Raw genomic sequence first — 12500 nt, forward strand, 5'->3', positions numbered from 1 at the left:
CTTTTCATTATAGGTCATATGGGACTTTTTTTCTACACAAAAATAGGCTCCATAAGATCTATAGGGGATTTACCCACTACAAATATTATAGAGCCAAAAAAACTCAGACGCATTCGTCTGAGTTTTTTGTGCTTAAATACTTTTTCCTGGTAATAATGTGACTGGTAAGAAGTAACCAGTTGTCGCGACTTCCTTGCCTTCTATCTTCTGCAATAGGAGGTCAACAGTGAGGCAGGCTATCTCTTCCAAGGGTTGCTTGATAGTAGCTAGTTGAGGATAGTAATTTTCGATAAAATAAGTTCCATCGTAGCCAATAACCTTAAGTTGTTCTGGAACAGAAATACCAAGTTCCTGAGCGATCTTCATCACCAAGATGGCTGTCAAATCATCCGATGCGAAAATCGCATCTGGTTTTTGTTTGGTCAGGATATTTTTAATTTCCATTTCCTTACGAAGGGGCGAAAAGTCACTGGAAATATTGATAATAGGAGCCTTGGGTAAGATAGAAGCAAAGCCTGCATGACGAAGTCCAGTTGGTGAGTTGGAGTTATCATTACCTGTAATCATAATAACAGACTTAGCTCCAGTTTTGGCTAAGGTTTGAGCTGCAAGAACACCACCAGCATAGTTGTCAGAAGAAACGACAGGAATATCTGGTGATAGGTTCCGGTCAAATGAAATGATTGGAGCGGTTACTCGATTGTAGTCTTCGATACCTAAGTTATGACTTCCAGAAATAATACCGTCCACTTGATTGGCTTCCAACATTTCGATGTATTCACGTTCTTTTTCCGAATCGTGTTCACTATTACAAATGATGGTCTTGTAACCTTTTTTGAAGAGTTCGTGTTCCAATTTGTCAATCAATTCAGCATAGAACACATGGCTGATTTTAGGGAAAATCAAACCGATTAACTTGGCTGATTTTCCTTGAAGACTTCGAGCTAAGTTATTGGGTTTATAGCCCAGCTCACGCATAGCATCATTAACCTTTTGAATGGTTTTTTCTGACAGATAACCCTTTTTGTTGATGACACGTGAAACAGTAGTAGGGCTGACGCCAGCTAATTTTGCGACATCAGTTAGTTTTGCGACCATATTCTAATTCGTAGTATGTTCCAGTTGGGTTTCCAGATTTAATGAGGATTCCATTTTGATCTTCGTGAGGGAAGACACGACCAGAAAATACCTTTTCTCCTTTATTGATGAAAATTTCAAAGACAGAGTTGTCGATGAAGATATTGACAGTAGTTGCTTGATTAGTAACTGAGCAAGAGCGAGTAGTTCCAAATTCTTGAGCATATTGCTCACCTGCTTGACTGCGGTCAATAGTAACTTGTCCATTGACAAGGTCAAAATTGATAGATAGCCCCTTGCCGTCTTTATCAGCAAAAAGGACAATTTCGCTTTGGCTATCGGCTTCTAAGTTAAGCTCAAGTTCGTAGGTGTTTTTGGTTTCAGAACGATTTGAAAATTCCTCTTTTGAAGCACGGAGGTCCTTGATGGTTGCTACAGGATACTGATAGAGTTTGCCATCTTTAATGGTTAATTCTTTGACCAATGAGAAAGTTCCTTGGTGATCAAAGCGATCAGATGGATAAGACACATCTGGTAAACCAAGCCAACTTACTGCTAAGGCACGTCCATCAGGAGCGTTGAAGGCCTGAGTAGCATAGGCTTCGAAACCATAGTCTAGATTGTGTAGTTCAGACACATCTACCATTTTGGCATTTTCAGGGTCAAAGGAAGCCCCGATTTTATACATATTTGGAAAGATATTATCGTAGTCTAGAACTTTCTTATCCAATCCTTGTGGGCAGTAGAGAAGGATTGGTTGTTCCTCTACAAAGACCAGATTAGGACATTCCATCATGTAGGCAGTACGGTCGTTAGCAAAGTCAAGGTTGCCAACTACTTGCCAGTTTGTGTAGTCGTTGTCTACAGCCTTGTAGAGACGGATAAATCCTTTTTTCTCCAAGTCCTGTCCACCAACGATGGCGTAGTATTGTCCTTTAAAGTTAAAAATTTGTGGATCACGGAAGTGGTCAGTAGCATCAGCTGGTTGATCAATTAAGATTTTATCAATCTTTTCGATTTTTCCATCCTTATCCATTAAGGCACCGATTTGATAAGGGTGACGTACCCAGTTTTCGTCACGAACATTTCCTGTATAAAATAAGAACAGTTGATCGCCAAACTGCATAGCAGATCCTGAGTAAGCGCCGTGGCTATCAAGTGGAGTATCAGGTAAGATTTTAACACCAGTTTCAGTATAGTGAACCAAATCGTCACTTTCAAGCTGAACCCAAGATTTTAAACCATGAGCTGCACCAAAGGGGAAGTTTTGGTAAAAGACAACCCACTTGCCATCAAAGTAAGAAAAACCGTTCGGGTCGTTGAGAAGACCTTGCTTGGGTTCGATGTGATAGCTTGTATGCCATGGTGACTGCGACATGTTTTCTTTGATTTGTTTTATTTCTTCTTGTGTCCAATCTTCATAGCGTCTATAACGACGCTCGGTAGTCCATTCCATTTATATTCCCTCCATAAATTCTACTATCTTTATAGTAAACGTTTCCTTATAAAAAAGCAAGTCTTTTATCATAAAATTAAGAAAAAAATGTCAAACGATTGACGGTAAATAGAAGTTAAATTTTATGAAAATCAATGAAAATATGAAAGTTTTTGAAAACTTTTTAGCAAAAACCTTTTAATAATAGGTATTTATCGAAGAAATACTATTCAAAAATATCAAAAACAGTCAAAAAACAAAAAAACAAATAATTTTTCTGCAAAACGCTTGACATATTTTTAAAACGTGATAGAATAATACTCGTAGGGCGAATAAATCGCTTTCAAACATTTTACAAAATTTTTTATAAGGAGATTTTTGCAAATGACGAATACAGAAATTGCAAAAAAAGTCATCGAAGCCTTAGGTGGACGTGAGAACGTTAATAGTGTAGCTCACTGTGCGACTCGTCTTCGCGTTATGGTTAAAGATGAAGCGAAAATTAATAAAGATGCTATCGAGAACTTGGAAAAAGTTCAAGGTGCTTTCTTTAACTCAGGTCAATACCAAATCATCTTTGGTACTGGTACAGTAAACAAGATGTACGATGAAGTCGTAGCTCTTGGTTTGCCAACTTCTACAAAATCTGAAATGAAAGCAGAAGCTGCAAAACAAGGAAATTGGTTCCAACGTGCCATCCGTACTTTCGGTGACGTCTTCGTTCCAATCATTCCAGTTATCGTAGCAACTGGTCTCTTCATGGGTGTTCGTGGTCTCTTGAATGCTCTTGGGGTGGCACTTCCAGAAGATGTGACAACTTACACTCAAATCTTGACTGACACAGCCTTCATCATCTTGCCAGGTTTGGTTGTGTGGTCAACCTTCCGTGTATTCGGTGGAAATCCAGCCGTTGGTATCGTTCTTGGTATGATGCTTGTTTCTGGCTCACTTCCAAACGCTTGGGCCGTTGCTTCTGGTGGTGAAGTGACTGCTATGAACTTCTTCGGATTTATCCCAGTTGTTGGTTTGCAAGGTTCCGTTCTTCCAGCTTTCATTATCGGGGTTGTCGGAGCTAAATTTGAAAAAGCTGTCCGCAAGGTTGTTCCAGATGTGATTGACCTCTTGGTAACACCATTCGTGACACTTTTGGTTATGTCTATCCTTGGACTATTTGTCATCGGACCAGTCTTCCACGTTGTTGAAAACTACATCCTTCTTGGAACAAAAGCTATTCTTAACTTGCCATTTGGTCTTGGCGGTTTCTTGATTGGTGGAGTTCACCAAGTTATCGTCGTATCAGGTGTTCACCACATCTTCAACTTGCTTGAAGTTCAATTGCTTGCTGCTGACCATGCTAACCCATTCAACGCTATCATCACAGCTGCTATGACTGCTCAAGGTGCTGCAACTGTAGCAGTTGGTGTGAAAACTAAAAATCCAAAACTTAAAACACTTGCTTTCCCAGCTGCTCTTTCTGCCTTCCTAGGTATTACTGAGCCTGCTATCTTCGGGGTTAACTTACGTTACCGTAAACCATTCTTCCTTTCATTGATCGCTGGTGCAATCGGTGGTGGATTGGCATCTATCCTTGGTCTTGCTGGTACTGGTAGTGGTATCACCATCATCCCTGGTACAATGCTTTATGTTGGTAACGGACAACTTGCCCAATACCTTCTTATGGTAGCTGTATCATTTGCACTTGGTTTTGCTCTTACTTACATGTTTGGTTACGAAGATGAAGTAGAAGAGGTTGCAGGAGCAATTTCTGAAGCTGAAACTGACCGTTTAACAGAAGAAGCAGTAACTGGTACCCTTGCTTCACCTAGCGAAGGTGTCATCCAAACACCAATCGTTGGTGATGTTGTTGCTCTTTCAAATGTGAATGACCCAGTATTCTCAAGCGGAGCTATGGGACAAGGTATCGCTGTGAAACCTAGCCAAGGCGTGGTATATGCACCAGCTGATGCTGAAGTTTCAATTGCCTTTCCAACAGGACACGCTTTTGGTTTGAAAACAACTGATGGTGCTGAAGTTTTAATCCACGTTGGTATCGACACTGTAACAATGAACGGTGAAGGTTTTGAAGCAAAAGTTGCTCAAGGTGACAAGGTGAAAGCAGGAGATGTTCTTGGAACATTTGATTCAAACAAAATCGCTGCAGCTGGTCTTGATGATACAACAATGGTTATCGTTACGAATACAGCTGACTACGCTTCAGTAGCTCCAGTCGCAACAGGTTCAGTTGCGAAGGGGGATGCTGTGATCGAAGTGAAAATCTAATCAATCCTCTCTAATGTGAAAACGAACAAATGACATGTTTGTTCGTTTTTGCTTGAATGGTAAGATTTACAGAGGAAAATCTAAAAAATAGAGAAATTTAGACTTTCGAAATATGCTATAATAAAGAAAATAAAAACAAGAGGTTTATCATGACAAAATTATATGGAAGCTTGGAAGCGGGCGGTACAAAGTTTGTCTGTGCTGTCGGTGATGAAAACTTTAACGTTGTAGAAAAAACACAATTTCCAACAACAACTCCAATCGAAACAATCGATAAAACCATCGAGTTCTTCTCAAAATTCGACAACCTTGCTGGTCTTGCAGTTGGTTCATTTGGTCCGATTGATATTGATAAAAACTCAAAAACTTATGGCTTTATCACAACGACTCCAAAACCAAACTGGGCAAATGTGGACTTGCTGGGTGCCCTTCGTCGCGCACTAAACGTGCCAATGTACTTCACTACAGACGTAAACAGCTCTGCCTATGGTGAAGTGGTTGCCCGTAATAATGCTGGTGCTCGTATCGAAAACTTGGTTTACTACACAATCGGTACAGGTATCGGTGCAGGTGTCATCCAACGTGGTGAGTTTATCGGCGGTGTGGGTCACCCTGAGATGGGTCATTACTATGTGGCTAGACACCCAATGGATATTGAAAAAGAGTTTAAGGGTGTTTGTCCTTTCCATAAGGGATGTTTGGAAGGCTATGCAGCTGGTCCAAGTTTGGAAGCTCGTACAGGTGTTCGTGGGGAAAATATTGAACTCAACAACCCTGTTTGGGATGTTCAAGCCTACTATATCGCTCAAGCTGCGGTTAATGCGACAGTGACTTTCCGCCCAGACGTGATTGTCTTTGGTGGAGGGGTCATGGCTCAACAACACATGCTGGACCGTGTCCGTGAGAAATTTACATCTCTTCTCAATGGTTACCTACCAGTACCAGATGTGCGTGATTACATTGTAACGCCAGCAGTAGCAGGAAATGGTTCTGCTACTCTTGGGAACTTTGTTCTTGCAAAAGAAGTTTCAAAATAAATCACAAAATCCGCTTGGGAAACCAAACGGATTTTTTATATGTTAAAGCATTTGCCAGAAAAAGTCGATAATATAGGTCAGACCGTAGGTATAAACCACGAGGGTAAAGGGTTTTGTTAGAACGATGATAGTCATATAGCGCTTGAAACTCATCTTGGTCAGGGCAGCCAGCATACAGAGAAAGTCAGCTGGACTAATGGGCCAAATCATCATAAAGATAAAGAAACGGTCAAAGCGATTGCCTTTATCTAACCAGCCGATGTATTTATCGTAGGTGCGCTTACTGACGACAGACTGGACAAAGGCAGCTCCGTAGAGACGCACCAGATAAAAGATAATGGCACAGCCAATCACGATGCCGATATAGTTGTAGATAGTCCCGATGATGTGCCCGTAGATAAAGACCCCAGCCACCGAGGTCAAGGCCCCAGGAATGATAGGGACGACCGTTTGTAAAATCTGTAAAAAGATAAAGAGAGGTGGACCCCAGATACCTGCCTGCTGGATAAAAGCAGAGAGGGTTTCCTTAGACTGTAAAATCCCAGCCTGATAAGCCCAAATACAGAAAATCAAGGTGCCGACTCCCCCGACGATAGATGAGATATTGATAACCTGCTGCAGAAGGGGAGAAACAGCTTTCATTTGTTTATCCTGTGACATGTAAACTCCTCATAGATAGTATAACTCTACTATACCATATTTTGGAGTAGAAAGGGGGAATGAGTCTTTTTGCTATGGGAAGAGTGATGGATTTTGAGGCTAAACATGCTATAATAAAGGGAGCAGACATGTAGCAAAGGAGAGAGTATGATACAGGTAAAACCAGAATTGGAGATAGAAAAACAACTGATCAGCCAACTGGTAACTGGGGAAAGTCAATGGACATACAGAGAAGATCTCAAAACAGAAGAGCAATTATGGGAAAATTTTTTTGAAAAGCTAGCCCAGAACAATGTGGCTCTATTGGCAGATCATCCCCTGACAGAACAGGAAAAACGCCAGATAAAGAATCAACTGAACTTTATTAGCTACTATGATGCGGCCAAGTGGTTGGTCGGCGAAAATGGCATTGCCAAGGTTGAGGTTCAGAGAGAAGATGCTAGTTTGGGGACTATCCGTTTATCTGTCATTTGGCGAGATAATATCGCAGCTGGTAAGTCTAGTTATGAGGTTGTCAACCAAGTCGAGAGAGATAAGATAAATCCTCAGGATCAAGACCGTAGGCTAGATGTGACCCTCTTGATCAATGGCCTTCCCATGATTCAGATTGAGCTTAAAAGTCCCCGAGTTGCTTTTTTAGATGCCTTTCATCAAATTAAAAAATATGACCGTGAAGGCAAGTTCCGTGGCATCTACTCTAGCTTACAGATGTTTGTTGTGACCAATAAAGTAGACACACGCTATATCGCTGCGGCTAGGGAAAATAAACTCAACAAGCAATTTCTAACCAAGTGGGTGGATAAGGACAACCAACCCATAACAAGCTTGACGAGTTTTGCTCACGAGGTTCTTTCTATCCCTCGTGCCCACCAGATGGTTATGCAGTATTCTGTCCTTGATGATAGTAAGAAGGCTCTCATCCTCTTGCGCCCCTATCAGATCCATGCAATCGAAGCAGTGCAAGAAGCCTCTCGCCAGCAAGCATCAGGCTATGTTTGGCATACGACAGGTTCAGGTAAGACCCTGACTTCTTATAAGGTAGCTCGGAATCTCCTCCAGATTCCTTCCATCCAAAAGACGATTTTTGTCGTTGACCGCAGAGACTTGGACCAACAGACTACCTCGTCCTTTCTCTCCTATGCGACCAATGATGTCATTGATATTGATGAGACGGATAATACCCATGATTTGGTCAAGCGACTAGGAAGTAATGATAAGCGTGTGGTGGTAACGACCATCCAGAAAATCATCACCATGATGCGTAAGTTTGATCAAGGTCTTTACCAAAGAGATGCGGACAAAATCAAGGGTATCCGAGTGGCCTTTGTCGTGGATGAATGCCACCGTGCCGTAACACCTCAAACACAAAAAGACATTAAGGCCTTTTTCCCACAGTCTCTCTGGTATGGTTTTACAGGCACACCTATTTTTAAGGAAAATAAACGCCAGCAAGTGGGCGATCTAGCCCAAACCACCCAGCAACAGTACGGAGACCGTCTCCATGAGTATACAGTCAAGGAAGCTATCCATGATGGAGCAGTTTTAGGCTTTAAGGTGGATTATCGCAATACCCTCATCACGGATAAATCCGAAAATGACATACCAGATACCGTGTATGAGAATGAGGAGCATATGCTGGAAGTCTTGGATGCCATTATCAATAAATCCCGTCAACAGTTAGGCTTCCAAAAGGGAGTAGGTAAGACCTACAATGCCATCCTGACCGTCAAATCCATCCCTCAAGCCCAAGCCTACTATGACCTGCTCAAACGGGTCAAGGCTGGGGAGACGAGGGTTAAGGTATCGGAAAGAGTCAAGCAGGTTCTTCCAGACTTTCCAAAGGCGACCATCACCTACTCGGTCACTGAAAATGAAGAAGAGTCAAGAGCTAATCAAGACCACATGAAGCAGGTTTTAGAAGACTATAACCAAGAGTTTGATACCCACTTTACCATGTCGGATCTTCGTGGCTTTAATACGGATGTCAATAACCGCCTAGCTCGAAAGCAGGACAAATACCTCTATCGCAATGAGCAGTTGGACTTAGTCATCGTTGTCAATCGTCTCTTAACGGGATTTGATGCCCCTTGTCTGTCAACTATTTTTATCGACCGCAAACCCATGCAACCGCAGGACTTGATTCAGGCTTTTAGCCGAACCAACCGTATTTTTGATAGCAGTAAGACCTATGGTCATATCATCACCTTCCAAAAGCCCCTAGCCTTTAAGGGAGCAGTAGATAGTGCCCTCAAACTCTACTCAAATGGTGGTGAAAACGAGGTTCTAGCTCCAAGCTGGGAAGAGGAAAAGAGGAACTTTTTACGGAGTTGCAGTGATTTCAAAAATCTTGCTACTGATGACTATGTGAATGGTCTAGATTTTGAGCAAGTCTCTACGCCTGAGTTGAGGAAACTAGCTAAAACCTATCAAGCTCTTGATAAGTACCTAGCCTCTATCCGAGTGTATAAAGAGTATGATGAGGAAGAAGTTTACAGTCAGACGGGACTTGATGGAGAGAAGTTGGAAAGGTATCTGGGTCTTTATCGAAATGTCCTTGCAGAATTAAAAAGTCGAGTAGAGGATGATGACGATGGAGAGCCACTTGATATCCACTATGAACTGGAGTCTATCCAAGTGGACGAAATCAACTATGCCTATATCCTAACCTTGATCCAAAGCCTGATTGAACAAGGTCAAAGTCAAGAAAAGCACCTAAGCTCTCAAGATAAGGAAGCCGTGGATAACTATATTCAGAGTCTTGAGAAGACCAATCCAAATCTTGCCCAGATCATCACTGAACTGTGGAGAGAGGTACAAGAGCATCCAGAAAACTATCGTGGTCAGTCTATCGCAAATATCTTGGATCAGATGATAGAGGTTGTCATCCAGCAACATATCCAAGTCTTTAGCAAACGTTGGTATGTCGGAGAGGATGAACTCCGTTACTATGTCGAACACTACCGTAAGGGAGCTAAAAAACAACTAGGAGAAAGCCAGTTGACCAAGAGCCAGCGCTATCAGGACTATAAGCTAGAGGTGGCAGATGCCCTCAATCCTCTCCTCTATAAAAAACAAATCAAGGAAGCCTATACCCAGCTAGTAGAGGAAGTCATTGAGCCGTTGAGGGTTGGGAGATAGTCCTTCTAGACTTAGAATAGTTCCGCTTCCTAAAGTTTACATGTATTCTAAGTATCGAATGATTGTAATTCCATAAATTTATAAGCAATCTACGTTTCGAATAGCTTATCTGAGAAAGTTTTGAGGTTTTCTAGCTTTCGAATAGTCGTCTTTCCTAAAGTTTAGATGTATTCTAAAGCTAGAAGAGTTAAAATCTATAAATAGTAAGTGTCTCTATCTGATGGACGGTATGTATGTCCAGTCAGATAGGGATTTTTTAATTTGGAAAAGTCTGATTTGTCCTGAAAAGTACATTTTAGATGGAAATAATGACAGTTGAGCGGATGGGGATTAAAATGGTTTGAGAAACTGTTAGAATGAATGTATCAACTCAAAGGAGAAAAATTGATGAAGAAAGTTAAAGATGATGAGGATAGTATTCTATCGACACTTCCTTTATGGGGGCTTCTATTTTTGGTCTGTGTATTGTTTCAAGTCTTTGTATTTAAGGATAGACCTTTGATTCAACATGATAGACAAGGAAGCATTGTAAAAACAGATCAAGAACAGGTCTATCTTCCAGAACTAATCCAGTCTTGGTTTGATAAAGAAGACAATAAATGATTCGTTAAATAGAAAGGATATTATCATGACAAAAACATACGCTATTCGCCCACTTAGTTACAGCAACTTTACCAACCGTGAGTTTGAGAGCCTGATGATGGATACTCATCAAAGTTTGGCGACTTTTTCTAAGGCAAACAAGGATGAGGCTATGTATGCCAAACATCTGGAACCCTTCAAGACCAAGCTAGATGATTTTCAAGCTCAACTTGCGTCGGTGGAAACGAAAGAGTCTAGTAATCTGACAGAAGTCGATCGCAATCGTGATAGTGCCTTGGTTGGTCTCTTTACCCTTCATAGAGGATTTGCTAAGATTAAGGATGCCAAGCTCAAAGAAGCTCATGAAACTCTGAAACCAGTCTTTGCCAAGTACAAGGACATCACCAAGCACAGCAATGATGTGGAAACGGCAGAAATCAAGAGCTTGCTCAAAACGCTTGGTGAAACACCTTATCATGAGGCAGTGACCAGTCTAGGACTGACCCCTATGCTGACGGCTGTGGTCAACGCTCAAGAGGAATATGACCAAGTGGAGAGTAAGGCGCGTGCTTCTAAGTCTGCCAAGGAAGTTGGCAAGACCAGACAACTCCGTACCGAACTTTCAACAAGCTACGACCTCTTTATGCGCTATACCGCAGCCAGTGCAGAAGCCTACCCTGAAAAGGAACACCTGACCCAACTCCTCAAGGAACTCAATAGCATCCGAGATAGCAAGCGCCGTCTCATCACTAGTAGCAAGAAAGATAAAAAGACCAAACCAGCAGAACCAGCCCAAGTAGCAGGATAAAGACAACCCCTTAGAAGCAGATTTCTAAGGGGATTTTTGTGGTTTCGTGGATAATTTATATATTAACAAAATTGTAGAGAAATAAATAATAGTTAATAAATAAGTTGTTTAAATTCTGGATAGAATCAATAGTTTATTTAATACCTAAATGTTGAAAGTTAATAAGAAAAAGATTAGTTTTTATAGTCTTTTTAAAAATATTGCACTATATATTGTGTTTTATTCTATTTTTCAAAAAAATCAACACTATATATAGAAAACAATATTGCTTTTTTGTTTTTGTTTGGTATAATATGAATTGTAGAAAAAAGACGTCAGTGGGCGCTGACGACTAGTTAGAGATGGTGAATTTCAAAATGCGATATGAGCACTATTTCAAAAATTCTCTTTTATTCTAACACTAAATAAAAGAAATGTAAATCTCATTTTGATAATTTTCTTTTTTCTACAAAATATAGAAAAAAGAGGTACATATTATAAGAATATCAAACTTATTAAATAGAGAATCAATCCAAGTAGGATTAGATTTTGTTGATGTAGATACATCAAAGGATGTTAAATTATTTGTGGACCCATTGCTTTTACCAGATAAGTTTAGGGATATTGCTAATGATTTTGTAAAAACAGTTTATAAAGTTTACGATAATGGTAATAAATCAGATGCATTACAACTATTTTCACACTCTAAAGAATGTAATGCTATCCACTTTGGATATTCTGAGAGTAACTCCAAAGGGACAGGTGTTTCAATGAAGATGCTTGATCAATTTTTTGGGTATGTCTATAAATCGGTAGATAAAATCAAAGAAAAATTACTGACACCTATAGCGATGCCGATTTTTGTAAAGAGTTTTTCAGAAGATAGGATGTCTGATTTGTTAGTAAGTTTATTAAAAAAAGAATTGATTTTATATTCTTTAGAACTAGCTCGATTACACGGTTTAAAAATCAGTAATGAAGTACAACGTTTTGATTATTGGGATGCCGAGAGTCATGAGTGGGCTACCTTTGAAAGCCAGTATGTTCTTGCTCCTAATGAAAATGGTGTAGAGGAACTTCTTATCTTAGTTCCGAAATCTGTTGTAAGTAAAAGATTTTTAGTAAATCCTTTTAGATATATTTCAGTAATTTTTCAACATTTGCAGTTGATGGAAAAGTACCAAAGGACTAATGGTACACCAAAATCTAAAAAAGAATTACGGGAATCAGAGATAGTAGCAAAATATCAAAAGGATAAAGATAAAAGCTATATTTTAGATATGACATTGACATCGCCTGAATACTATGATGTATACTATGATAATGCAATTAGGTTTAGTGATAATAAATCTATGACAGACGAAGAGTTAATAGAGTGTCTTACAAAGGATAGATAAAGTTAGGTTTGGAATAGTGCTATTAGGGAAGAAGTAATTTCTTCTCTTTTTTCTTTGTTATCAGCATTTGTTATTATGATTCATGATATAATATAAAAAATGAGAAA

Annotated in this window: 9 protein-coding genes; 6 read left to right on the forward strand and 3 right to left on the reverse strand. The window is 40.1% G+C overall.

The window, feature by feature from the left end:
- Positions 1–132: 132 nt before the first annotated feature.
- Positions 133–1098: a LacI family DNA-binding transcriptional regulator gene (locus tag B7698_RS03345; RefSeq protein ID WP_084864635.1), complete on the reverse strand. Its 966-nt coding sequence runs from the start codon at positions 1096–1098 to the stop codon at positions 133–135.
- Positions 1079–2533: a sucrose-6-phosphate hydrolase gene (locus B7698_RS03350; protein ID WP_084864636.1), complete on the reverse strand. Its 1455-nt coding sequence runs from the start codon at positions 2531–2533 to the stop codon at positions 1079–1081. The genes B7698_RS03345 and B7698_RS03350 overlap by 20 nt, the downstream gene beginning before the upstream one ends.
- A gap of 363 nt (positions 2534–2896) precedes the next feature.
- Here B7698_RS03350 and B7698_RS03355 point away from each other — a divergent pair, with 363 nt between their 5' ends.
- Positions 2897–4792 (forward strand): sucrose-specific PTS transporter subunit IIBC, encoded by a 1896-nt coding sequence (locus B7698_RS03355; protein ID WP_084864637.1) that lies wholly within the window; start codon positions 2897–2899, stop codon positions 4790–4792.
- A 149-nt stretch (positions 4793–4941) separates the two neighbouring features.
- Positions 4942–5829, forward strand: a complete 888-nt coding sequence (gene scrK / locus B7698_RS03360) for a fructokinase ScrK (RefSeq protein WP_024057687.1) — start codon at positions 4942–4944, stop codon at positions 5827–5829.
- A 42-nt stretch (positions 5830–5871) separates the two neighbouring features.
- Here scrK and B7698_RS03365 read toward each other — a convergent pair whose 3' ends face one another.
- On the reverse strand, positions 5872–6489 hold the full coding sequence (locus tag B7698_RS03365; RefSeq protein ID WP_084864638.1) for a TVP38/TMEM64 family protein: 618 nt from the start codon (positions 6487–6489) through the stop codon (positions 5872–5874).
- Positions 6490–6636: 147 nt separating this feature from the next.
- Here B7698_RS03365 and B7698_RS03370 point away from each other — a divergent pair, with 147 nt between their 5' ends.
- From B7698_RS03370 to B7698_RS03385, 4 genes are all read left to right on the forward strand, one after another.
- Positions 6637–9627, forward strand: coding sequence for a type I restriction endonuclease subunit R (locus tag B7698_RS03370; protein WP_084864639.1), 2991 nt, complete (start codon positions 6637–6639; stop codon positions 9625–9627).
- Positions 9628–10014: 387 nt separating this feature from the next.
- A complete protein-coding gene (locus B7698_RS03375) occupies positions 10015–10230 on the forward strand; it encodes a hypothetical protein (protein ID WP_020903010.1) in 216 nt (71 codons plus the stop codon).
- 25 nt (positions 10231–10255) lie between these two features.
- Positions 10256–11017, forward strand: coding sequence for a DUF6261 family protein (locus B7698_RS10240; RefSeq protein ID WP_020903011.1), 762 nt, complete (start codon positions 10256–10258; stop codon positions 11015–11017).
- A 566-nt stretch (positions 11018–11583) separates the two neighbouring features.
- Complete coding sequence (locus B7698_RS03385) at positions 11584–12393, forward strand: hypothetical protein (RefSeq protein ID WP_020903012.1); 810 nt, start codon at positions 11584–11586, stop codon at positions 12391–12393.
- The last annotated feature ends 107 nt before the right edge of the window (positions 12394–12500 follow it).

It is taken from the genome of Streptococcus mitis, from assembly GCF_002096855.1.
In the GTDB taxonomy this organism is placed as follows: Bacteria; Bacillota; Bacilli; order Lactobacillales; family Streptococcaceae; genus Streptococcus; species Streptococcus mitis_Y.

Bases quoted from the DNA above. Each gene is read 5' to 3' on its own strand.
- B7698_RS03345 (WP_084864635.1), bottom strand. From the start codon at position 1,098: ATGGTCGCAAAACTAACTGATGTCGCAAAATTAGCTGGCGTCAGCCCT.
- B7698_RS03350 (WP_084864636.1), bottom strand. From the start codon at position 2,533: ATGGAATGGACTACCGAGCGTCGTTATAGACGCTATGAAGATTGGACA.
- B7698_RS03355 (WP_084864637.1), top strand. From the start codon at position 2,897: ATGACGAATACAGAAATTGCAAAAAAAGTCATCGAAGCCTTAGGTGGA.
- scrK (WP_024057687.1), top strand. From the start codon at position 4,942: ATGACAAAATTATATGGAAGCTTGGAAGCGGGCGGTACAAAGTTTGTC.
- B7698_RS03365 (WP_084864638.1), bottom strand. From the start codon at position 6,489: ATGTCACAGGATAAACAAATGAAAGCTGTTTCTCCCCTTCTGCAGCAG.
- B7698_RS03370 (WP_084864639.1), top strand. From the start codon at position 6,637: ATGATACAGGTAAAACCAGAATTGGAGATAGAAAAACAACTGATCAGC.
- B7698_RS03375 (WP_020903010.1), top strand. From the start codon at position 10,015: ATGAAGAAAGTTAAAGATGATGAGGATAGTATTCTATCGACACTTCCT.
- B7698_RS10240 (WP_020903011.1), top strand. From the start codon at position 10,256: ATGACAAAAACATACGCTATTCGCCCACTTAGTTACAGCAACTTTACC.